Raw genomic sequence first — 21290 nt, forward strand, 5'->3', positions numbered from 1 at the left:
TCTGCCCCATCCGGATCAGCCGTTGGCGGCGATCCAGCCCTCGGTGAACCCGTGCTCGGCGTCGAGGAGTTCGACGACCTGCTCGGCGATGACGGCCTCGATCTTGCCGCCGATCAGCGGCAGCTTCACCTCGACCCGACCGTCGAGCGTGATGGCCGCGCCGGTGCCCGTGGGGGCAAGGGTGAGGGTGCCGGTGACCTCGCCGGGCAGCCCGTCGACCCGCGCGCTGAAGGTGCCGGTGGCGCGCCCGCCGTCCAGGGCGCCCCAGGTCTCGGTCCGGGTGATGATCAGGTCGCCGGGGCGGATCTTGGACACGATCGGGGGCAGGTGCTCGGCCGGGATGGCCTGCGCCATCTCCACGTCGATGGTGCCCTCGCCGGTGACGACATGACCCAGCTCGGCTCCCTCGCCGCCGACCTCGGCCAGGCGGTCGCGCCAGTACCGCTCGCTGGTCAGGGCCCGGTGCACCTGGTCGACGGGCTGCGGGTAGGACGCGGAATGCGGAATGCTGCGGGCCATGTCGGCAGGCTACCGTTTGACCCCGTGCAGGCATTGAGTGACATCGCGGCGGAGTTCGGTGCCGAGTTGAGTGAGGGCGTGCCGCTGTCGCGGTTCACCACGCTGCGGCTCGGCGGGCCCGGACGGGCGATGCTCACCTGCCGCGACACGGACGCGATCGTCGGAGTGGTGCGCGCGCTCGACGCGGCGGGCACCCCCACGCTCGTCCTCGGCGGCGGGTCCAACCTGGTGATCGCCGACGAGGGCGTCGACGCCGTCGTGGTGCGGGTGGCCAACGATGCGATCCGGCTCGGCCCCGACTCGGTGTTGGCGGAGGCGGGCGCCGTATGGGACGACGTCGTCGCGCGGACCGTCGAGGCGGGCCTCGGCGGCCTCGAGTGCCTGTCCGGGATCCCCGGGTCGGCGGGCGCGACGCCGGTGCAGAATGTCGGGGCCTACGGCGTGGAGGTCGGCACCCTGCTGCGGCGGGTGCAGCTGCTGGACCGCGCGACCGGTGAGGTGCGGTGGGTGACGCCGGACGAGCTCGGCCTCGGCTACCGGACCAGCGTGCTCAAGCACTCGGACGCGGCGCTGGCGCTGGCGCTGGAGCTGGACCTGCGCCCCGACGGACTGAGCGAGCCGCTGCGGTACCGGGAGCTGGCGCACGCCATGGGTGCCGAGGAGGGCGAACGCCGTCCGGCGGCGAAGGTCAGGGAGGTCGTCCTCGGTCTGCGTGCGGGCAAGGGCATGGTTCTCGACCCCGCCGACCACGACACCTGGAGCGCAGGCTCCTTCTTCACCAACCCGGTGCTCGCCGACGATCGGCTGCCCGCGGTGCTGACGGCCATCGCGGGGCGGCTCGGCGAGGACGTGCGGGTGCCGCAGTTCCCCGGCGACGCGGGCACCAAGCTGTCGGCCGGCTGGCTGATCGAGCGGGCCGGGTTCACCAAGGGGCACCCGGGAGCGGACGCGGCGGCGCGGCTGTCCACCAAGCACACGCTGGCCCTGACGAACCGGGGGAGCGCGTCGACCGAGGACCTGTTGGCGCTGGCCAGAGAGGTGCGGGACGGGGTGCAGGAGGCGTTCGGGGTCCGGCTCGAACCGGAGCCGGTGACCGTGGGCTGCACCATCTGACCAGGCCTTCCCCTGGCCTTTCCCAGGTCCAGCGGTCGGCGCGACGTGGGCCACATCATCTGCGCAGGTACCGTGGCCTGCGTGGTAATCCAGCGTGTTCGGACGAACAAGGTCCGCGGGTTCTCGTCGATAGCCGTGTTGCTCGCGGCGGTCGCGGTGCTCGCGGGCTGCACCATCGGCGGCGGGGGCGGTAACCCGGTGGCGGCGAGCGGGCCGGTCGCGGCGGTCACCCAGGTCCCCGCGGCGGGCGCCGAGGACGTCAGCCCGACGGCGCCGGTTTCCGTGACGGCCGCCCGCGGCACGCTGCAGGGGGTCGCGCTCACCAACGAGGCGGGCAGGCCCGTGCAGGGCGTGCTGTCCCCGGACAAGACCACCTTCACCGTCTCCGAGCCGCTCGGCTACGGCGCGCGCTACACCTGGTCCGGCGGGGCGGTCGGCTCCGACGGCAAGACCGTGCCGGTGGAGGGTTCGCTCACCACGGTGACCCCGCAGTCGACGACGTCCGCCAACACGAACATCGCGGACGGTCAGCAAGTCGGCATCGCGGCGCCGATCATCCTCAAGTTCAGCGACCACGTCGAGGACAAGGCGGCGGTGGAGAAGGCGCTGACCGTGACCACCAACCCGCCGACCCCCGGGTCGTGGGCCTGGCTGCCCGACGACAACGGGTCCCGCGCGCACTGGCGCCCGCAGAACTACTGGGCGCCCGGCACGACGGTGAACCTCACGGCGAACCTGTACGGCGTCGACTACGGGGACGGGGCGTACGGCGCCGAGGACCTGAGCCTGAACTTCACCATCGGCCGCAGCCAGATCGTCAAGGCGGACGCCCCGAGCCACCGCATGCAGGTGGTGCGGGACGGCGCGACCGTGATGGACCTCCCGGTCAGCTACGGCGAGGGCAACGAGGACCGCAACGTGACCCGCAGCGGCGTCCACGTGGTCAGCGAGAAGCACGAGGACTTCCTCATGTCGAACCCGCCCTTCTACGAGAACGTCCGCGAGCGGTGGGCGGTGCGCATCTCCAACAACGGCGAGTTCATCCACGCCAACCCCGAGACCACCGGCGTGCAGGGCGCGGCCAACGTGACCAACGGCTGCATCAACCTCTCCCTGAGCGACGCCCAGGAGTACTTCGGCACCGCGCTGTACGGCGACCCGGTCGAGGTCACCGGGACCCGGATCCCGCTGTCCGCCGCGGACGGCGACATCTACGACTGGGCGGTCGACTGGGCCGCGTGGCAGGAGATGTCGGCGCTGCCTGCCGGTGGCGCGGCGGTTCCGGTCAGCTGACGTCGGCGCCTGGGAGCAGCTCGGCGACCACGGCTCGGATGGCCGGGCTCGCGTCGGCGCTGCGCCGCCACGCGGCCGAGACCTCGCGCATGGGCGGTGGTTGAAGGACGCGGGTGACGAGGTCGTCGCCGAGTGCGGGCCTGGCGAGGCGGGGAACCAGGGCGATGACCTCGCCTGCGGCGACCAGCGACAGTTGGGTCGCGAAGTCGTCGACGAGGTGGCGGACGTCTGGTTCACCAGGCTGGTCCGCGACCAGGCGTCGGAACCACTGGTGACACACGGTGCCGGGTGGACTGGTCACCCAGGCATGGGCGATGACGTCCGCGCTGGTCAGCGGTTGCCGGTCGGCGGCAAGCGGGTGGCTCCGGTGCATCACCAGGTCGCCGAGATCGGTGTGCAGATGCCGGTAGGTCAGCGATGACGGCAGCCGGGGCGAGAGCCCGTCGGCGTCGTGGATGATCGCCAGGTCCGCTGCGCCCGCCGCGACCGAGTGCAGCGCCTGGTCGGGGTCCTGCTCGGTGACCTGCAGGTGCAGGTCGGGCCACTCGGCTGCCAGGTCCGGCAGGTGCGGGGCCAGGAGTCCGCGGATGGCCGTGGAGAAGGCGGCCACCCGCAACACCCCGGTGGGGGTGCCGTCGGCGACGGAGCGGGCCGCTTCGGCGCAGCGTTCCAGGGACTGGAAGACCTCGGGGGCGGCGTCGAGTAGCGCCCGACCGGCCGGGGTCAGGACGACCCCGCGCCCGGCGGGCGCAAGCAGCGCGACACCGATCTGGCGTTCGAGGCGCTTGATCTGCTGGGAGACGGCCGAGGCGGTGTAGCCGAGCTCGTCCGCCGCGCTGGCGATGGTCCCGAGCACGGCGACCGATCGCAACGCGCTGAGAGACCCGACATCGATCATGAAGCCAGGCTACGCATTATTGGTAAAAAAGCATCGCTGGACCGATGGAAATGGGGTGGGCAGGATCGCCTCATGACCGATTCCCGTGAGACTGCCCAGGCGTTGTTCGGCTCGAACCTGGTCGCGATGGTGACCCCGATGCGGCCCGACGGCGCAGTCAGCGCGAAGGGGGTCGCGAGCCTGGTCGACCACCTCCTGGCCACCGGGTGCGACGGGATCGTCGTGGGCGGCACCGCGGGCGAGGTGCCCACATTGACCGAGGCCGAGATGGTCGACCTGGTGTCGGCGGTGGCCGACCGGGCCAGGGGCCGGGCACGGGTGATCGCGGGCGTCGGCACCTACGACACGGCCGCGAGCGTCGAGCGGGCGCGGCAGGCCGAGGCCGCAGGCGCCGACGCCCTGCTCGTCGTCTGTCCGTACTACTCCCGGCCGACCCAGGCCGGGGTCGTGGCCCACTGCCTGGCGGTCGCCGATGCCACCGACCTGCCTGTGATGCTCTACGACGTCCCGGCGCGGACCGGTATCTCGTTGGCGACGGACACGCTGATCGAGCTCGCCCGGCACCCGCGGATCCGGGCGGTGAAGGACGCCAAGGAGGACCTCTTCGACGCCATGACCGTCATGGCCGGCTCGTCGCTGGCCTACTACTGCGGTAGCGACGAACTCAACCTGCCCTACCTGTCGATCGGCGCCTGCGGCGTGGTCAGCGTCGTGGGCAACATCGTCGCCGACCGGAACGCGGAGCTGATCCGAGCCGTCCGGAGTGAAGACCTCGAATCCGCCCGGGGCATCCAGCGGTCCCTGCTCGGCCTGACCGAGGCCGTGATGCGGACCTCGCAGGGTGCCATCATGGCCAAGGCGGCGCTGGCCGAACTGGGCATCATCCCGCACGCGACGGTCCGCATGCCCCTGCTCGAAACGCCCGCGCCGGACCTCGCGAAACTCCGAACAGCGCTCGCGGCGGTCTGATTCGAGGTGGAACCGAATCGGCCCGCGCCGCGTCTAGAAGGATGACGGGCCGAAGCTGCGGCCCTTGTGATTCGGTGGGGGTACGGGTGCGGGATCCGGGTGCGCGCGAGGAATTGCGCGCCCGCAACGAGGCGTTGCGGGTTCAGATCGACGGCATGCTCGAGGACCTGCACCGCCGGTCGGACCTGTTGTCCCGGGCGCAGTCCGAGGTCGCGGCCCTGCGGGTGGAGGCGCGGACGCCGGACGGACTGGCCACGGTCACCGTCGATTCGGCCGGAGCGGTCGTGGATGTCGACCTCGCACCGGAGGCGTTCGCGAGGTCCACGCCGTCCCGGCTGGGGGAGGCCATCGCCGCCACCGCCCGCGACGCGGCGGCGACCGCACGCCGCCGCGTGCAGGACCTGATGGCGCCGGTGTCGCAGGCCGACGTCGACCTCCCCGACCTGCCCGACCTGATCCCGGGTGCGCCGAGCCTGCGGAACCTGGTGCCGGCGGCGCCGGAGGTGGCTGTGGCCGACGGGGACTCGGAGGAATCCGGGTGGGAACCCGGAGCGTCCATCCTGCGCGGGGCCGACCAGTGAGCCGCCCGGTCTGGGTCGACCCGGACGGGCTGCGGTCCGCCGCACCGCGGTTCGAGGCGGTCGCGGACGCGCTGGACCGCACCCGGACCCAGCTGTCCGGCGCGCTGCAGGCCGAGGGCGCGAGCTGGGGCTCCGACGAGACCGGTGCGGCCTTCGCCGAGGGCTACGTGCCCGGCGCCGACTCGGCGGTGGACGGCCTGCTCAAGGTCGCCGAGGCGATGCGGGCGATCGCGGGCGCGGTCACCGAGACCGCGGACGCCTTCGACGGTTCGGATCGGGGATTCGCGGGCAGCCTCGGCGGACCGGCCTGATGGGGATCCAGATCCCGGGGTGGCTCCGTGGCGTCGCCTCGATCGCGGTGGGGGCGGACTGGCCGGCGGCCGACGAGACCTCCCTGCGCCGGTTGGCCGACGCCTGGGACTCGGCCTCGTCGGCGGTGGAACTGATCGCCCAGGACGGCGACGCCGCGATGGACAAGGCGCTGGCGGCCGTGCTCGGCGACGTCAACGCGGCCATGGCGCAGTACTGGGAGAACTTCGACGGTGCCGACGGGGCGTTCCTGTCGCTGGTCGCGCTGTGCGATCAGCTGTCCGAATCGTGCGACACCACCGCAACCGACGTCGAGTACGCGAAGCTGACGATCATCGCGGCGCTGGCGCTGCTGGCGGCCGAGCTTGCGGCGCTCGCCGCGGCGGCCATCCCGACCCTTGGCGCGAGCACCGCGGCGATCCCCGCCGCCCAGATCGCCACCCAGGTCGCGGTACGGATGGTGGTGCGGCAACTGATCATGAAGCTGATCCAGCACGCCGCGGTGAGCGCGGCGCAGAATGTGTTGCTGGACGGCGCAATCCAGTCGTTACAGATCCTGCAGGGCAACCGGGACCGGCTGGACACCGGCAGCCTGGCGTCCGGTGCGATCGAGGGCTTCGTCGAGGGCGCGGTCTCCGGCGGGGTGAGCCGGTTCGGCTCGGGGTCACCGCTCGGGCAGATCGGCACGGAGACGATAGCCGGGGCGGCCGGGTCAGCGGCCAGCGCGGCGGCGTCGGGTCAGGGTGTGTCCTGGCAGGACCTCGCGTCGGGCGCGATCGGCGGCGGCGTCGGGGCGGCGGGCGACGGGGACACCGCCACGCGTCCCACCTCGTCGGTCGACACGCCCCGCTTTTCGCCATTGGAGACGCCCGCGAGCACGGTGCCCAGTTCGGCCGACGCCGCGCCGCGCCCGGGTTCGGTCGCGGATGCGGCGTCGGCGGGGCCGGCCCCGCGCACCGGCGGATTGAACATGGGGATCACGGAACCGACGGCGGGCGGCGGGGTGGGATCCACTGCGACATCGCCCACGGCGAGGCCGGGTGGGTTGAACATGGGCACCGCCGTTCAGCAGTCGACAGAGGTAAGTCCGCATTCCGCATCGCCGGCCGGTCATGGACAGCCTCCATTCGACACGTCCGATGGACTGGACTCGCTGTCGGAAGATGCAGGGTTCGACGGTAGAAGCCCCACAGATCCTGAGCCTGCATTCGAGAGCTATCCACTTCCAGTCCAAGAGATCACCGCCCCAGATGACTATCTGGAATCGACCACGGGACATCCGCCCGCGGGGGTGATCGAGGCCGGAGAAGCCACCCTCGGTAATCATCCCCTGCTGCATTTGATCGATTCGAGTGAAATCGAGGCGGTTCACTCGCGGCAGGATCTCCAAGACCTGGTCCTCGAGAACCGGGGACTACTGCAGTCGGATCCGCACGTTCAGGAATTGATCCCTGACGACTGGAATCCATACGGCTCGTTGTTAACCCGGGATCAATGGCTTGAGGCGCACTGGCCCGGAGATGAGGATCATCCGCCAGGAACAAGGATAGACGCGTGGGGTACGCCGATGGTCGAGGGATGGCCGGATCCCGGCCTCCACCCCGATGGGTTTGAGTCACCCGATGAGAGGCGTCCGGTCGTCCTCCAACCCGGCGAGACGATGGACAGATTTGGGTCGCCATACGGGCGGTTCGCTTCGCCGCCGGGCGTGCCGTTTCCGGAGCGAGGCCTTCCCTTTACCTCGCTCGACCAGGGCTATCATCAGTATCAGGTTGTTCGGCCAATTCCGGTGTTCATGGGCCGGATCGCCGAAGCGATGGCGCAACCGGGTGGTGGAATCCAGTACCACACAACTCATTCGATCGTGGATCTGATCAACGCGGGTTACTTGAGAGAGGTAGTAAGTGAAGAGTTCTGAATTGATCGAAGCGCTCGAGTTGGCCGGTATACGTGTTCCGGTGGTGGTCAATGGGATGACCCATGACTCTTTCTCGGTTTCCGAAACGCCCGCCGGTCAGTGGGAAGTGTTCTACAGCGAACGCGGATCAAAGTATGACCGGAAGGTCTTCAATTCAGAGCACGATGCATGCCTGTACTTCTTCGATTCCCACGGCGGAGTGGATGCCGCAATATCCAGGCTGCGTGCTCTTTCCAAGCCTGATGCATTGTGACGAGAGGTTCGATTGCTTCCGACGAGACGGAGATTCGCGCGGGGGACCGCATGATTTCGTCTGAGCGGCGGCTGGTTGATCACGTGTGCTGACACGAGCAGGCGGTCGCCGATTTTGGGGCAGTTCGGGGAACTGGTGGGGGTAGAACGCCATACCGCAGTAGTGGTCGGACCAGTTTGGCCGTGCTGCCGGGTTTCGGTACGGATTTTCCCAGTAGACCACGGAACCGATTCGCTCCGTGGTGCGTCTATTCCAGGTAAGCCGTGAGAACTGGGCCGGGTGGGAAGTATCGCGCACACGGGGGTGGACGCGGGCTGCGAATGTGCGGCTTGCGGCGCATTGATACCCCTCGGGCCGGATTCGGAACGGTGGCCGGCGGGGCAGCTATGGAGGGGTGAGCTGCCTCGCCGGGTTTGTCGTGATCCGGATGGAACGGATGGGTGCGGTGCTGCGTCTATCTAGGGAGGACCGGTATCGGTCGGGACCAGTGGGGGAGTGTCGGTGCGGAAGAGGTTCGGGAGCCAGGTCGCCGTTGGCGCGGCCTGTGGTGCGTTGACCACGATGTTCAGCACGGCGAGGGGGATCTGAGATGTCGATTTTGCCGAGCCTGGACGAGCTGAAGGGGTCGATGGGCGACCTGGCAACGGGTGCCCTGGACGACCTGAGCGATCTGGCGCGCGACCCCGGAAACAAGATCATCGATGTGGTGTCCGGCTACGACATCGACGAGCGCGACCGCGTCGAGGATCGGCAGGAGGCCGGCAACACCGAGCGCTCCGAGCTCTACAGCCGGCAGGACGGTCTCAAGGCTGAGTTCGGTGGTGGCTACGAACCGCCGTCTGTGGTGCCCGACAGCTTCGATTCGATGTCGCACGAGGCCATCAAGTCCGCCGTCGACGCGATGAGTGCGGATCCGATCCGGGCGAGCGCCGAGGGCTGGGCGAAGATCGGATCCTCGCTCGGTGAGGGCCTCGCCGAGTTCAAGGACTTCATCTCGAAGGAGATCGACGGCAAGTGGGAGGGCGTCGCCGCCGAGGCCGCGGTGACGGCCACGGCGGCCTATGTCGCCGATTCCGACAAGCTGGCGGTGGCGGGCCAGCTGGTGGGGACCAAGGTGGCCGAGGCGGCGACCGGGATCTCGCAGGTCAAGGCGACCATGCCCGCCGTGGAGGCCATCTCCGCGCTCGAGTCGCTCGTCAACGTCGCGCTGCCCTCGGTCGGGATGGTCAAGCAGCTGGTGCACGGCAAGGACGAGGCCCGCCAGCAGGCGATCCAGATCATGAAGACCGTATACACGCCGGTGATGCAGCAGGCCGACACCAACGTCCCGATCCTCCCGAAGCCAAAGAACGTGATAGACCGTGAGGGCGACGGCACGTTCTCGCCGCGCAGCGAAACGAACACCGGGGGACCGTCCGGCTACAACCCCTCCGGCTACACCGGACCGGGGGATGCCCCGGTCCCCCCGACGCGGCAGGGAGTCGGGAACGATCCGGCGCCCGGATCGCCAGGAGCCGACCCCTTCGACCCGAACGCGGGCGCGAACCCGCTGTCGCCGGACGGCGCCGCCTCCGGCACCGACGGCTCGAATTCGCCCTTCGCGCAGACCGATCCGTCCTCTGCATGGACCGCTCCCGCGGCCGCAGGCGGTGCCGACGGGACCGGTAGCGGGCTCGGTTCCGGCACAGGTACCGGCACAGGTACCGGCAGCGGCACCGGATCCGGAGGCCACGGCGCGTCGGGCTCCGGCTCGGGGCTCGGCGCGGGTGCCGGGTCCGGCGCGTCCTACGGCGCGGGCGCGGGCGGAGGCCTTGGCGCGACCGGCGGGCTGGGTGGCTCCTCGCGTGGCCTCGGCGGCGGGATGGGCGTGCCGGGCGCGGCCGGTGGTGCGGCGGGCGCGGGTGGAGCCGGCGGTGGCACGGCGGGCGCCGCGGGCCGTCCTGGCGCGATGGGCGGCGGCATGGCGCCGGGTGGCGCCCGCGCCAACGGCGATGACGACACCGAGCACAAGACGCCCAGCTACCTCGTCAACGTCGACAACGGCAACGAACTGGTGGGCAGGCTCCCGAAGGTCGCGCCGCCGGTCATCGGCGGATGAGCGACGGTCGGTGGCGCCTGACCGCCCTCGAGTTCACGGTTCTGTGGGAGCGATTCGGCCGGGACCGCCTGCCCTACCCGTTCCAGTTCCGCGGCACCGCGGCCACGGAAGACGAGTTCCGGGCGGACCGGCGGGCGGCCGCGCAGAGCGTCGTCCCGATGCTCGACGAGCGCCTGTACGAGGCGTTGGTCGCGCTGGCCGAGCCGGTGGTCCGGATCGAGCTGTGCGGGTTTCGCGGCGCCGGGCTCGAGTCGATGATCAGGATGCACGCCGGTATCGGGCAGTCCGTCGCGGCCGTGGCCGTTCAGCTGCCGGGGCCTGACCTGCACGCGGGCGCCGACGTCCTGCTGGCATCCGCTCCCGTCGCGCAGGTGGGAACATTTGTGGCCCAATCGATCCCGGCCGTAGCCGCGGGTCGGCGTCGGGGCGTGTCGGTGCCCCGGTCGGTGGCGCCTGCGAGCGGCTCCCTCATGCAGTCGGCCAGCCGGGCACGCGGGAACGAGGAACGGGACGAGTTCTTCCGGCGCCCGCGCACGGGGCTGGGCGAGATCACGGTCTTCGCGGGCCCCGCCTACGACAACCGGCCGACCGGCGACGGACAGGGCTTCCACTGGATGGACTTCGCCGACGACGGGCGCTACCTCGTGCGGGGTTCCGACATCGTGAGCGCACTGCCCGCCCGCGGTGAGGACATCGCCGCCGAGGTGCAGCGGCTCGTCGGCGTCGCGCGCTCAGGGGCCGTCGGCCGATGAGACAGGTACGGCGCGAACAGGACCGGACCGAGACGGCCGTCGCGTCGCCGAGCTTCCGGGACCAGTTCATCTGCCTCGAACTGCGCTTCTCGCTGGGAATCGAGGAGACCACCGGGCGCCACTACCTGGCCATTCCCGCGGCCAACGGGGTCGCGGAGGCGGAGGAGTTCTACGAGATCGACGGGCCGACGCACGAGCGCTTCGCCGCCGACCCGGGCTCGGCGGCCGAGTTCGTCCGCCGCTGCCGGAACCGGGAGCTGGACGCCCTGCTGATCCTCGACCCGGGGCCGGGCCGCGGCGCCTGAGCTCACCAGCGGTTGCGGACCTCCTCCGCGAACCCGAGCAGGTTCGCGATCTCGATCGTGCTGCCGTCGTCGAGGACGACGTGACCACTGAATCGCCCGAACACCTGGTGCTGGATGGAGCGCAGGACCAAGAGATCGGTGCTGGCCGCCCGGTCGAGGATCGGCTCGAACGTCATCTCGAACCGGCGGTCGTTGCTGGTGAAGGTCCACGGTGCGCCGTCGAACGTGCCCGCCGGGAGGTGGAAGGTCACCTGGTCCAGCTTGTGCGCGCGACCGTCGACGAACACCATGTTCTCGGTGGCCGCGGAGGTGTCGCCGAAACCGTGACCGATGTTGAACCCGAACGGCTTTCCGCCGACGAGCCCGGACGTCGAGCCCCAGTACCAGGTGTTGTCGTAGGTCCAGACGCCGCGGCCCCAGTCGAACACGCCGAACGCCGACCCGGGGTCGAACGCGAACGAGTGCCCGCCGACCACGACCTCACCGCTCGCGGGAAGGCAAGTGATCTTCTGGTTGTAGTAGAAGGCCTTGGGGGCCTTGCGGAACGGCGTGGCGACAACCATCCGATCCATGGTGGGCTGGGACAGCAGGAGCTCACCGCTCAGCCCGCGCCCGCCGTCGAACCCCGGGTGATCGATCGCGAGCAACCGGCCACCCTCGGTGTGCCGGAACGAGATCCGCAGACCCTTGTGTGAGGCCAGCACGTCGCCGGCATCGGCGCTTGCGGGCAACGCCATCGAGCCCATCGGGAAGGGCAGCATCACGTTCTCGGTCACCTCGGCGCGCGCCCCGAGATCGAGCCACGAGACCCCGAGCAGGCCCATGTAGCCGTTGTCCGCGACCGTCAGCGCGAGACCGACGTCCTGCGTGAGCACGCAGTAGTAGTCCCACTCCTTGATCCGGAATCGGGGTGCGGCGACGGCTGCCCGGTCGTACCGGCGGACCTCGGACGTGGACCAGCCCGCCTCGGCGAGCCGGCCACGCTCGTCGAGCAGCGGGCCCGCGGTCAGCCGGTGCTGCACGCCTAGGTCCGCGAGAAGCGTCCGGGGCCGGCCTGATCGCGCGGTTTGATGATGATCTGGTCGAGGTTCACGTGCGAGGGGCGGGACGCGACGAACCCGATCACCTCGGCCACGTCCGCGGCGACCAGGGGCGTGATGCCCTCGTAGACCTTCTTGGCGCGGTCCTCGTCGCCGTGGAAGCGCACCAGGGAGAACTCGGTCTCCACTGCGCCGGGGGCGATCTCGGTGAGCCGCACGGGCTGGCCGAGCAGCTCGCCGCGCAGCGTCCGGTGCAGCACCGCCTGGGCGTGCTTGGCCGAGGTGTAGCCGGATCCGTTGTCGTAGGCCTCGAACGCGGCGACCGAGGTGATGGTGACGATGAGCCCGTCGCCGGAGGCGATCAGCTTCGGCAGCAGGGCCTTGGTGATCTTCAGGGTGCCGAGGACGTTGGTCTCCCACATCCACCGCCAGTCGTCCAGGTCCGCCTCGAGGACCGGGGCCAGGCCCTTGGCGCCGCCCGCGTTGTTGACCAGGACGTCGACCCTCGGCAGCACCGCGGCGAAGGCGTCCACCGAGTCCTCGTCGGTGACATCGAGTTCGAGCGCGGTGCCGCCGATGTCCTCGGCCAGCTTCTCCAGGCGGTCGATCCGCCGCGCGCCGACAACCACGTGAAACCCCTGCGCGGCGAGCGTGCGCGCGGTGGCCTCACCGATTCCGGAGCTCGCTCCCGTGACGACGGCGACTTGTGCATCAGGCGAGATGGTCATGGGCTCAGCCTAGGCGCCTGCGGCGCCCGTGCGCGGTTGGCGGGTCCCTGGACTCGTCAACCGCGCACGGGCAGCGGAGCTGCCTAATCGGCGGCGTACTCGGCCTCGCGTTCGATCCGCTCGATGGCCCCGCCCGGCACCTGGACGGGGCCAGGTGTGTAGGTGACCGCACGCAGTGCGCCGGTGTACTGGAAGGGGCCGCGCCGCTGCCGCAGATCCCAGGACACCGGGCCGCGGGCGTCCACCCCGACCGAGATGCCGGTCCAGGGGGCCATGCCGACCAGCTGCACCTGCCCGAGCAGCTCCCCGGCGGCGACGCCGTCGACCAGGACGGTGAAGTCCCAGCGGAGCCGCGGGGCGACCGTCGCGGAGACCTCGAGCCTGCTGGCGCCCACGGGCACCGGACCGGCGTCGACGGAGGTGTACCGGCCGTAGCTGTTCAGCCCGAACACCAGGTGCCCGTCTTCGATGTACAGCAGGTAGCCGCCCTGTGGGTCGCCGTGCGCCACCAGGACGCCCTCGTCGCCCCGCGCGAATCCGGATCCACCCAACTCGGCGGCGATCTCGAAGTCGCGGAAGGCGATCAGCTTCGAGGACCGATAGCGCTCCAGGGGCGGGGTGCCCGCCAGGATCCGGACCGGCCGCGACAACGCCTGCTCGGCCGGCCTGCGGACGGCGAGGGCGCCGCCGCTCAGCAAGGGGAACACCGTGTTCGCCCAGGCCGCCTCGTCCCATGCCGCGGCCAACTCGTCGACCTTCTCCGGCAGCCGGTCCGCCAGGTCGTGGAGTTCGGTCGGGTCGGTCCGAACGTCGAACAGCTGCCAGCGGGGGGCGTCCACGTCCGGGCCGGGGTGCAGGGCGAGCAGTTTCCAGCCGTCGCGGTAGTAGCCGCGGTTGCCGGTCATCTCGGTGTACTGCTCGGTGTGCGAGGACGGGACGGTCCCGTCTCGCAGCACCGCGGAGGCATCCACCCCGTCGAACTCCTTGGCCGGTAGTCCGCCCCGCACGGTCGGGGGGTCGATGCCGACGAGCCCGAGCAGGGTCGGCGCAAGGTCGGTGACGTAGGTGAACTGCTCGCGGATTCCGGTGTCGCCGTCCTGCTTTCGCAGTCCGTTTGGCCACGACAGTACGAACGGCACCCGGACGCCGCCGGCGAAGGACTGTCCCTTGTAGAAGCGGAACGGGGTGTTCGACGCCTGGCCCCAGCCCCGCGGATAGTGCACGCCGAGCTTCGCGGTCCCGATCAGTTCCTCGTCGTGCGGCACGTCGCCCACCCAGTCCGGGTCGGTGACGTGGGCGAACTGGGAGAAGTAAGACCGGGTGCCCTCGGGCCCGCCCTCCGCGGTGCCGCCGTTGTCGGAGGTGAACACCACGATGGTGTTGTCGAGTTCACCGAGTTGCTCGATGGTGTCGAGGACCCGCCCGACACTCTGATCGACGCTGTCGACCATGCCCGCGTACACCTCCATATAGCGGGCGAAGCGGCGCTGCTGCTCAGGCGTCAGCGAGTCCCATTCGGGCACATCGAATCCGGCCTCGGAGTTGCGCGGCGCCTGCTCGGTCCCCGGAGGGAACAGTCCCTGCGCTAGCTGCGCCGCGAAGCGGCTCTCCCGGAGCGCATCCCAGCCCTCGGCGTAGCGGCCGCGGTACTTCGCGACGTCCGCGGGCTTGGCCTGGAGTGGTCCGTGCATGGCCACATGTGCGAAGTAGAGGAAGAACGGCTTGTCGGCATCGTGGGCGCGCAGGTCCTTGAGGTAGCCGATCGCCTTGTCCGTCAGATCGTCAGTGAGGTAATAGTTCTCGGGGTAATCGTCCACGTCGACGGCGGAGTTGTCCGAGACCAGCTGGTTGGGATAGTAGAAGGAATTGAGGCCCTCCAGAGACCCGTAGTAGCGATCGAACCCGCGCTGCGTCGGCCAGGAATCGCGATTCGCGCCGGGGCGCAGGTTGGCGTCGCGCACCAGGTGCCACTTGCCGACGGCGTAGGTGGCGTAGCCGCTTGCCCGCAGGATCTCGGGCAAGGTGAGCACGTCGTCGGCCAGTTCGAGTCGCAGGCCCGGGTAACCGGGATCGGCATTGGCGACGAAGCCGTAGCCGGCTCGGTGCGGATTGAGCCCGGTGAGCAGCGCCGCGCGCGACGGCGAGCACAGCGGGGTGGTGTGGTAGTTCGTCAGCCGCACGCCCGAGGCGGCGAGGCGATCGAGGTTGGGCGTGTCGATCTCGGAGCCGAAGGGCCCGATGTCGCTGTAGCCCATGTCATCGATCAACACGACGACGACATTCGGTGAACCCGGGGCGGCCGACGGGACGGGCGCCCAGGACGGGGTGGAGTCGTCGGTGGTCCGGCCGATCCGGCCGGCAAACCCCTCGTAGCCCCTGGCGTGCGGCGGGACGGTCATCAGCTCGCGACCCGCACCGGCTGGTCGATGGTCGAGTAGTGCGAGGCGTCGCCGGTGACGATGCGGCTGCGCTCGCCGTGGGTGTTGACCGGGACATCGCCTGCGAGGGTGATCCGGGTGAGGCGACGGCGCTGCCCGTCGTAATCGCCGACGGCGTAGTGCTGGGTGGCGCGGTTGTCCCAGATCGCGACGTCGCCGTCCTCCCAGTTCCATCGGGTGGTGTTCTCGAGCTTCGTGACGCGCGCCTGCAGCAACTGGAACAGCGCCTGCGACTCGGCGGGCCCGAAGCCGACGAAGCCCTTGACGAAGTGGCCGAGGAGCAGCGAGCGCTCACCGGTCTCCGGGTGCACGCGCACGACCGGGTGCTGGGTCTCGTAGTAGGTGGACTGGAACTCCCGGATGTACTCCTCACCCTTGCCGTCGACGGTCGCGGCGGTGCTCGCGGCGTAGTCGAAGAGATTGGTGTGTGTCGCCCACAGGTTCTCCACCAGGGCCTTGAGCGGTTCGGGCAGGGTGTCGTAGGCCGCGACGGTGGACGCCCAGGTGGTCGAGCCGCCATAGGAGGGCAACACCTCGGCCCGCAGGATCGAGGCCTTCGGGATGCGGTCGACGAAGGTGACGTCGGTGTGCCAGCTGCTGGCGCTGCCGTACTCGGAGTCGATCGGCAGCACCCGCTCACCGCGGGAGGTGACGGTGGGGTGCGCGGTGGTCGGCTCACCGAGCAGCTGGGCGAACGCGTACTGGGAGTCCTCGTCGAGGTGCTGCTGGCCGCGGAAGAAGATCACCTTGTGCTCGAGCAGGGCCTGCCGGATAAGTGAGACGGTCGCCGGATCGAGGTCGCCGCCGAGGGTGACGCCGTCGACGCGGGCGCCGATGTGGGCGCCGAGCTTTGCGACGGAGGCTCCCGTCGCGGTCGTTTGGGTTTCGAAATCGATTGACATGATTGGCCTTTCGTAGTCTGACGGGACTCGCTGTGGTACCTGTGCCAGGCAACCAGCGATGCCTGCGGTGGCCAAGGGTTTCCGTCATGCTGATCGCAACCGTGTTCCGGATCGTCGCCCCGACGGGTATTTCCCCTCGGCTGGTGGAGAATTCGGCGAGGTGTTAGCTTGACGCCATGAACTCCGGCAGGCCTCACCCCATGCGGGTCACCTATGTGACCGCCGCACTGGGCTCACGCCTGCCCCTGGCGCGGGAACTCTGTTGTTCCCCTCGCGGTATCTCTCGCTAGTCCGCGCTGCCACTTCCTCGTACCTCGACGCCTGATCCCGGACGCCCCTGTGGGGCGTCACGGCGGTCGGTCTCGCGCCGTTTGACCTGGTCAGCGCTCGCCCACGCCGTGTAGGTCTGTCCCCCGCCGGGGACGAAGCGCAAGGAATTCGCGTGTCCATCACCAGTTTGTCGTCCGCGGCCGTCCTCACCCGGCCGATCACCCGTACCCCCACCCGCGCCCAGATCGTGCCGCCGGAACTGCGCGTCGCGGACGCCCCCGCCGCGGCCGTGTTCCGGGTGGCCTGCGCCCGCGGGCCGATCGCCCGCGACATCGCGGCGAAGATCACCGGCCTGTCCACCGCCACGGTGAACCGCCAGGTCTCGGCGCTGCTCGCCGAGGGCCTGCTGCGTGAGCGCGCGGATCTCACCGCGTCGGGAGCGGTGGGTCGACCCCGGGTGCCGTTCGAGGTCAACCACGAGCCCTATCTCACCATCGGTATCCATATCGGTGCGGTGGTGACCGGGATCGTCGCCAGTGACCTCCGGGGAAAGATCCTCGGCTCCGTCGAGGTTCCGACACCGGCAGGCCCACAAGACCGGGCGCTCTCCCAAATCTCTCGCAGTGCAAAGCTGTTCGCCTCCAGATGGCATCGACGCCGGCCCCTGTGGGTCGGGGTGGCGCTCGGCGGCCGGGTGGACGCGACCACGGGCCGGGTCGACCACCCACGGCTCGGCTGGCTGGGCGCCCCCGTCGGCGCGATCATCGGCGAAGGGTTGGGGCTGCCGGTGTCGGTCGCCGCGCACGTCGAGGCGATGGCGGCGTCGGAGCTGCTGCTCGCCCCTCAGCGCCCCGGTGACAGCGGAACGGACGGGACCAGCCTCTACTTCTACGCCCGCGAGACGGCCGGAGTCGCCGTCACCATCGACGGCCGGGTGCACACGCCCTCGTCCGGCCCCGGCTCGATCGTGCACCTGTCCACCGGTTCCTCGGCGCTGTGCGCCTGCGGTGCCCGCGGCTGCCTCGAGGCCACGGTCAGCGACCGCGCCACCATCGCCGCAGCCAAGGAGGCCGGCATCCTCACCGAGACCGATGAACGGCCCGCCATCGCTGCCGTCTACCGGGCGGCGGCCGCGGGTTCCATTCCGGCGCACGAACTCCTGGTCGAGCGCGCCCGGGTGCTCGGCCGCACCGTCGCGATGCTGCGTGACCTGTTCAACCCGGACCGGGTGATCCTCGGCGGTCAGGCATTCACCGAGTACCCCGCCGGAATCCCGCACGTCGCCGAGGCGTTCGCGCGCACGTCGAGCCTGGCCCGCAAGGACATCCGGATCACCGGCTTCGGCAACCGCGTCCAGGAGTTCGCGGCAGGCGTGGTCTCGCTCAGCACCCTCTACTCAGATCCACTCACCTCCATTCGAAGGGTTGTCTCCCAGTGAGCTCCTCAGTCAACCGGTCGATCGTCGATCGTCGTACCTTCTTCCGCGGCGCGGGTCTGACCGCCGCCGCCATCTTCGGGACCGGGCTGCTGGGGGCCTGCTCCTCCGCGGTCGACGAGCAGCGGGCGGGGGCGGCCACGGGCGCGTCCGGCACACCGGTGCGCGGTGGCACCCTCAAGACGGGCATCACCGCGGACGTGATCCCGGCGACGTTCCTGACCAACACCAGCGGCGCCACCACCGTGATCGGGCTGGCGTACGACACCCTCGTCCGTTATCCGCACGACAACGTGGAGCCGCAACCTCGGCTGGCGAAGTCGTGGCAGCTCGCCGCCGACGGGCTGTCGCTGACCCTGGAGCTGCGCGACGACGTCACCTTCCACAGCGGTCGCCCGTTCACCTCGAAGGACGCGGAGTTCTCCCTCCGCACCTACGCGGACCCCAAGTGGACCGCTCAGCTGCGCAGCACCGCGGCCGCGATCACGGCGTTCGACACCAGCGACCCGCACCGCCTGGTGCTGACGCTGGCGCATCCGCTCGGGAACGTCTTCGACCTGCTCGACACCGTGCCGATCCTCGACAGCGAGTCCATCGACAAGCTCGCCACCGGTGACGCCTTCATCGGCACCGGGCCGTTCAAGTTGGTCTCGCGCACGCCCAACAGCGCGCTGGTGTTCGAGCGCAACGAGCACTACTGGATCCCGGACCGGCCCTTCCTGGACCGGGTGGAGGTCTCGGTGATCCCCGACTCGCAGGCGCTGCTCAGCTCGCTCAAGTCCGGCCAGGTCGCGGTTGCGGGTGGGCTGAACTATCGCGACACCGAAACCCTCGGCGAGACAGCGCGATTCCAGGCGGTGTCGCTGGAGGGGGCCGAGCTGCAGGTGTACGTGGGTGCGAACGTCACCCACCCGGCGCTCGCCGATGTCCGGGTGCGGCAGGCGATCGCGTACGCGATCGATCGGGACCGGGTGATCTCGGAGGTGTTCCGCGGCTCCGGCTACCCGGTGAACCTGCCGTGGCCCAAGAGCTCGCCCGCCTACGACGAGTCGAGGAACACGACCTTCACCCGGGACGCGACCAAGGCGCGGGCCATCCTGGCCGGGTCGGGGATCGCGGTCCCGACCCTGCCCCTGACCTACCAGGCCGGGAATCCCTTCTACGAGGCGACCGCGCAGATCGTGCAGGCGAACCTCGCCGAGATCGGCATCCCGGTCGAGCTCGATCCGCAGGAGGGCGCGACCTTCATCAAGGCGCTGATCGGCGGCACCATTCCGGCCCTGTGGGTGACGTTCCATTCGTGGGCCCAGTACGTTCCGTCCACGCTCACCGTCAGTGCATACCCGTTCAACGCGCTCAAGAACTCCTCGCACTACGAGAGCCCGGCCTATGTCGACGCCGCGGGAGCGGCGTGGCGGGTCGCGGACGGCACCGGCGCGGAGGCGAAGGACAGGTACCGGGCGGTGAGCGACCAACTGCTCGACGGGCTGTTCCTGGTGGAGATCGGCGTGGTGCTCAACCAACTCGCCACGGCGCAGAGGGTGCAGGGCATCGACTGGACCAAACGCTCCGAGATCGTCTACACGGACACCTATCTGGCCTGACGGCCCCGACCGAGAGGAGCCCGCATCATGGTGCGATACCTCGCGCGCCGGCTGCCGTCGGCCGTGGCTGTGCTGCTGCTGGCCTCACTGCTGATCTTCTTCGTGCTTCGGCTGGTCCCCGGCGATCCGGCGAGCAGCCTGGCCGGTCCGGATGCCTCCGCGGAATCCATTGCCGCGATCAGACATTCGCTCGGATTGGACCGGTCGATCCCGGCCCAGTACGTGTCCTGGATCGGCTCGGTGTTGACCTTCGACCTGGGCAGGTCGTATGTGATCGGCGGTCAGATCTCCGATCTGGTCCTCTCCGGTCTGGTCAACACCGTCGTGCTCGCCGTGACCGCGCTGGTGCTCGCGGTGCTGGTCAGCCTGATCCTCAGCGTCACGGCCGTTGTCTGGCCGAAGCGGTGGCTGACCGGCGCTGTCGCCGGGTTCAACACCCTCGCCGTGGCGCTGCCGCCCTTCGTCAGCGGCGTGCTGCTGGTCCTGGTGTTCGCGGTGCTCTTTCCGGTGCTCCCCTCGGGTGGGGTTCCCCCGCAGGGGTTCTGGGTCAGGCCCGACATCTCGGCGCAGTACCTGCTGCTGCCCGCCGTGTGCCTGGCCCTGCCGGTGGCCGCCGCCCTGACCCGATTCCTCACCGAGTCGCTGCGCACCGAGCTGAGTCAGCCGTACGTGCTGACCGCACGGGCGCTCGGCGTCTCGCGGTGGAATCTCGTCACCCGCAGCGCACTGCGCAATGCACTCCCCACCATGGTGACCGCGCTGGGTCTGCAGACCGGGCAGCTGCTCGGTGGTGCGGTGCTGGTCGAGGCGATCTTCGCCTGGCCCGGGATCGGGCAGCTCATCGAACAGGGCATCAGCCGCCGCGACTACCCGGTGGTCCAGGTGCTGCTGCTGCTCTCGGTCTCGGTGTTCGTGCTCGTTCAGCTGGTCACCGACGTCGTGCATGCCTACCTGGATCCGCGGATCCGGATCGGGGGAACCTCATGAGCGTCACCCCCATCGAGGACCCGGCGGTCGCCGACCGGTCCCTTCCCGAGCCGGCGCCCGCGCGCAGGCACCCGGCGTGGGCCGCGCTGACCCATGGGCAGGGCCTGCTCGGCCTGGTGCTGGTGGTCGCGGTGGCGGCGGCGGGACTGCTGGCCCAGTGGATCGCACCCTTCGGGCCGAACGAGCAGATCGGCGGGGCGAACCTCCTCGGCCCCGGCGCCGAGCACTGGTTCGGCACCGATCAGGTGAATCGGGATGTCTACTCCCGGGTGCTGCACGGCATCCGGATCAACCTCGAGATCATCGTGATCGCGGTGCCGATCGGGGCGCTGGTCGGCGCGCTGCTGGGGCTGGCATCGAGCCTGCACCCGGTGACGGACGTGATCGCCCAGCGCGCCTTCGACGTGGTGCTCGCGTTTCCCGCGCTGATTCTGGCGATCGCGCTCGCCGCGATCGTGGGACCCGGCGCGGTGACGGTGATCGCAGTGATCGTGGTCGTCGAGATCCCGATCTTCGGGCGGATGATCCGCACCCAGGTGCTGCGGATCCGGGAGTTGCCGTACGTCGAGTCGGCGGAGGTCATCGGGGCCGGTCGGTGGTGGGTGCTGCGCACCCACGTGCTGCCGAACGCGCTGGAGCCGCTGGCCGTGCAGTTGGCGCTGTCCATGTCGGTGGCGGTGTTCGTGGAGTCCGCGATGAGCTTCGTCGGTATCGGCGTCCGGCCACCCGAACCCTCGCTCGGGTCGATCATCGCCGACTCTGTGCCCAATCTCGATGCCAACCCGGCCTTTGCCATCGGCCCGCTGGTGGTGGTGGCGGCGCTGGTGCTCGGATTCCTGCTCATCGCCCAGGCGCTCGGATCCGCGCGTCGGGCCTGA

At 70.1% G+C, this 21290-nt stretch carries 20 protein-coding genes; 14 read left to right on the forward strand and 6 right to left on the reverse strand.

What is annotated here, in order from left to right; translation table 11 throughout:
* Positions 1-15: 15 nt before the first annotated feature.
* Positions 16-519, reverse strand: a complete 504-nt coding sequence (locus tag C8K38_RS03295) for a DUF2505 domain-containing protein (RefSeq protein WP_097210226.1) — start codon at positions 517-519, stop codon at positions 16-18.
* 24 nt (positions 520-543) lie between these two features.
* Here C8K38_RS03295 and C8K38_RS03300 point away from each other — a divergent pair, with 24 nt between their 5' ends.
* Together C8K38_RS03300 and C8K38_RS03305 are read left to right on the forward strand one after the other, a co-directional pair.
* Positions 544-1632: a UDP-N-acetylmuramate dehydrogenase gene (locus C8K38_RS03300; RefSeq protein WP_269588550.1), complete on the forward strand. Its 1089-nt coding sequence runs from the start codon at positions 544-546 to the stop codon at positions 1630-1632.
* Between the two features lie 129 nt (positions 1633-1761).
* A complete protein-coding gene (locus C8K38_RS03305) occupies positions 1762-2925 on the forward strand; it encodes a L,D-transpeptidase (RefSeq protein WP_373560225.1) in 1164 nt (387 codons plus the stop codon).
* Here the strand turns inward: C8K38_RS03305 and C8K38_RS03310 are convergent.
* Complete coding sequence (locus C8K38_RS03310; protein WP_097210228.1) at positions 2918-3823, reverse strand: LysR family transcriptional regulator; 906 nt, start codon at positions 3821-3823, stop codon at positions 2918-2920. The two genes, C8K38_RS03305 and C8K38_RS03310, sit on opposite strands and share 8 nt — an antisense overlap.
* 72 nt (positions 3824-3895) lie before the next feature.
* On the opposite strand from C8K38_RS03310, the gene dapA reads away from it, so the two are divergent.
* From dapA to C8K38_RS03345, 8 genes are all read left to right on the forward strand, one after another.
* A complete protein-coding gene (gene dapA, locus C8K38_RS03315; RefSeq protein WP_097210229.1) occupies positions 3896-4792 on the forward strand; it encodes a 4-hydroxy-tetrahydrodipicolinate synthase in 897 nt (298 codons plus the stop codon).
* Between the two features lie 86 nt (positions 4793-4878).
* Complete coding sequence (locus C8K38_RS03320) at positions 4879-5373, forward strand: YbaB/EbfC family nucleoid-associated protein (RefSeq protein WP_179800441.1); 495 nt, start codon at positions 4879-4881, stop codon at positions 5371-5373.
* Positions 5370-5684, forward strand: a complete 315-nt coding sequence (locus tag C8K38_RS03325) for a WXG100 family type VII secretion target (RefSeq protein WP_077040619.1) — start codon at positions 5370-5372, stop codon at positions 5682-5684. The genes C8K38_RS03320 and C8K38_RS03325 overlap by 4 nt, the downstream gene beginning before the upstream one ends.
* Positions 5684-7600, forward strand: coding sequence for a glycohydrolase toxin TNT-related protein (locus C8K38_RS03330; RefSeq protein WP_097210231.1), 1917 nt, complete (start codon positions 5684-5686; stop codon positions 7598-7600). Before C8K38_RS03325 ends, C8K38_RS03330 begins: the two co-directional genes overlap by 1 nt.
* Complete coding sequence (locus C8K38_RS26780; RefSeq protein WP_143548378.1) at positions 7587-7853, forward strand: hypothetical protein; 267 nt, start codon at positions 7587-7589, stop codon at positions 7851-7853. Before C8K38_RS03330 ends, C8K38_RS26780 begins: the two co-directional genes overlap by 14 nt.
* A gap of 589 nt (positions 7854-8442) precedes the next feature.
* Positions 8443-9951: a PPE domain-containing protein gene (locus C8K38_RS03335; protein ID WP_097210232.1), complete on the forward strand. Its 1509-nt coding sequence runs from the start codon at positions 8443-8445 to the stop codon at positions 9949-9951.
* Positions 9948-10703 (forward strand): ESX secretion-associated protein EspG, encoded by a 756-nt coding sequence (locus tag C8K38_RS03340; protein ID WP_097210233.1) that lies wholly within the window; start codon positions 9948-9950, stop codon positions 10701-10703. Before C8K38_RS03335 ends, C8K38_RS03340 begins: the two co-directional genes overlap by 4 nt.
* Complete coding sequence (locus C8K38_RS03345; RefSeq protein ID WP_097210234.1) at positions 10700-11008, forward strand: hypothetical protein; 309 nt, start codon at positions 10700-10702, stop codon at positions 11006-11008. The genes C8K38_RS03340 and C8K38_RS03345 overlap by 4 nt, the downstream gene beginning before the upstream one ends.
* Before the next feature lie 2 nt (positions 11009-11010).
* Here C8K38_RS03345 and C8K38_RS03350 read toward each other — a convergent pair whose 3' ends face one another.
* From C8K38_RS03350 to C8K38_RS03365, 4 genes are all read right to left on the reverse strand, one after another.
* Positions 11011-12030 (reverse strand): DUF2804 domain-containing protein, encoded by a 1020-nt coding sequence (locus C8K38_RS03350; RefSeq protein ID WP_097210235.1) that lies wholly within the window; start codon positions 12028-12030, stop codon positions 11011-11013.
* A gap of 2 nt (positions 12031-12032) precedes the next feature.
* Positions 12033-12776 (reverse strand): SDR family NAD(P)-dependent oxidoreductase, encoded by a 744-nt coding sequence (locus tag C8K38_RS03355; RefSeq protein ID WP_097210236.1) that lies wholly within the window; start codon positions 12774-12776, stop codon positions 12033-12035.
* Positions 12777-12859: 83 nt separating this feature from the next.
* A complete protein-coding gene (locus C8K38_RS03360; protein WP_097210237.1) occupies positions 12860-15175 on the reverse strand; it encodes an arylsulfatase in 2316 nt (771 codons plus the stop codon).
* A complete protein-coding gene (locus C8K38_RS03365; protein WP_097210238.1) occupies positions 15175-16116 on the reverse strand; it encodes a TauD/TfdA dioxygenase family protein in 942 nt (313 codons plus the stop codon). Before C8K38_RS03365 ends, C8K38_RS03360 begins: the two co-directional genes overlap by 1 nt.
* A 448-nt stretch (positions 16117-16564) precedes the next feature.
* Here C8K38_RS03365 and C8K38_RS03370 point away from each other — a divergent pair, with 448 nt between their 5' ends.
* The 4 genes from C8K38_RS03370 to C8K38_RS03385 are packed head-to-tail and all read left to right on the forward strand — an operon-like array spanning position 16565 to position 21290.
* The gene (locus C8K38_RS03370) at positions 16565-17824 is read left to right on the forward strand and encodes an ROK family transcriptional regulator (RefSeq protein ID WP_179800449.1); all 1260 of its coding nucleotides are present in this window, start codon (positions 16565-16567) and stop codon (positions 17822-17824) included.
* Positions 17821-19425 carry an ABC transporter substrate-binding protein gene (locus tag C8K38_RS03375; RefSeq protein ID WP_257017036.1) on the forward strand — a complete coding sequence of 535 codons (1605 nt, stop codon included), beginning with the start codon at positions 17821-17823 and terminating at the stop codon, positions 19423-19425. The genes C8K38_RS03370 and C8K38_RS03375 overlap by 4 nt, the downstream gene beginning before the upstream one ends.
* A 27-nt stretch (positions 19426-19452) precedes the next feature.
* The gene (locus tag C8K38_RS03380; RefSeq protein WP_097210240.1) at positions 19453-20412 is read left to right on the forward strand and encodes an ABC transporter permease; all 960 of its coding nucleotides are present in this window, start codon (positions 19453-19455) and stop codon (positions 20410-20412) included.
* Positions 20409-21290 carry an ABC transporter permease gene (locus C8K38_RS03385; RefSeq protein ID WP_097210241.1) on the forward strand — a complete coding sequence of 294 codons (882 nt, stop codon included), beginning with the start codon at positions 20409-20411 and terminating at the stop codon, positions 21288-21290. The genes C8K38_RS03380 and C8K38_RS03385 overlap by 4 nt, the downstream gene beginning before the upstream one ends.

This window comes from Rhodococcus sp. OK611, from assembly GCF_003050885.1.
Taxonomy (GTDB): domain Bacteria; phylum Actinomycetota; class Actinomycetes; order Mycobacteriales; family Mycobacteriaceae; genus Rhodococcus_G; species Rhodococcus_G oryzae.

Coding starts and splice junctions, on each gene's coding strand:
- C8K38_RS03385 (WP_097210241.1), top strand. CDS start 20,409: ATGAGCGTCACCCCCATCGAGGACCCGGCGGTCGCCGACCGGTCCCTT.
- dapA (WP_097210229.1), top strand. CDS start 3,896: ATGACCGATTCCCGTGAGACTGCCCAGGCGTTGTTCGGCTCGAACCTG.
- C8K38_RS03345 (WP_097210234.1), top strand. CDS start 10,700: ATGAGACAGGTACGGCGCGAACAGGACCGGACCGAGACGGCCGTCGCG.
- C8K38_RS03380 (WP_097210240.1), top strand. CDS start 19,453: ATGGTGCGATACCTCGCGCGCCGGCTGCCGTCGGCCGTGGCTGTGCTG.
- C8K38_RS03340 (WP_097210233.1), top strand. CDS start 9,948: ATGAGCGACGGTCGGTGGCGCCTGACCGCCCTCGAGTTCACGGTTCTG.
- C8K38_RS03295 (WP_097210226.1), bottom strand. CDS start 519: ATGGCCCGCAGCATTCCGCATTCCGCGTCCTACCCGCAGCCCGTCGAC.
- C8K38_RS03310 (WP_097210228.1), bottom strand. CDS start 3,823: ATGATCGATGTCGGGTCTCTCAGCGCGTTGCGATCGGTCGCCGTGCTC.
- C8K38_RS03330 (WP_097210231.1), top strand. CDS start 5,684: ATGGGGATCCAGATCCCGGGGTGGCTCCGTGGCGTCGCCTCGATCGCG.
- C8K38_RS03355 (WP_097210236.1), bottom strand. CDS start 12,776: ATGACCATCTCGCCTGATGCACAAGTCGCCGTCGTCACGGGAGCGAGC.
- C8K38_RS03360 (WP_097210237.1), bottom strand. CDS start 15,175: ATGACCGTCCCGCCGCACGCCAGGGGCTACGAGGGGTTTGCCGGCCGG.
- C8K38_RS03335 (WP_097210232.1), top strand. CDS start 8,443: ATGTCGATTTTGCCGAGCCTGGACGAGCTGAAGGGGTCGATGGGCGAC.
- C8K38_RS03365 (WP_097210238.1), bottom strand. CDS start 16,116: ATGTCAATCGATTTCGAAACCCAAACGACCGCGACGGGAGCCTCCGTC.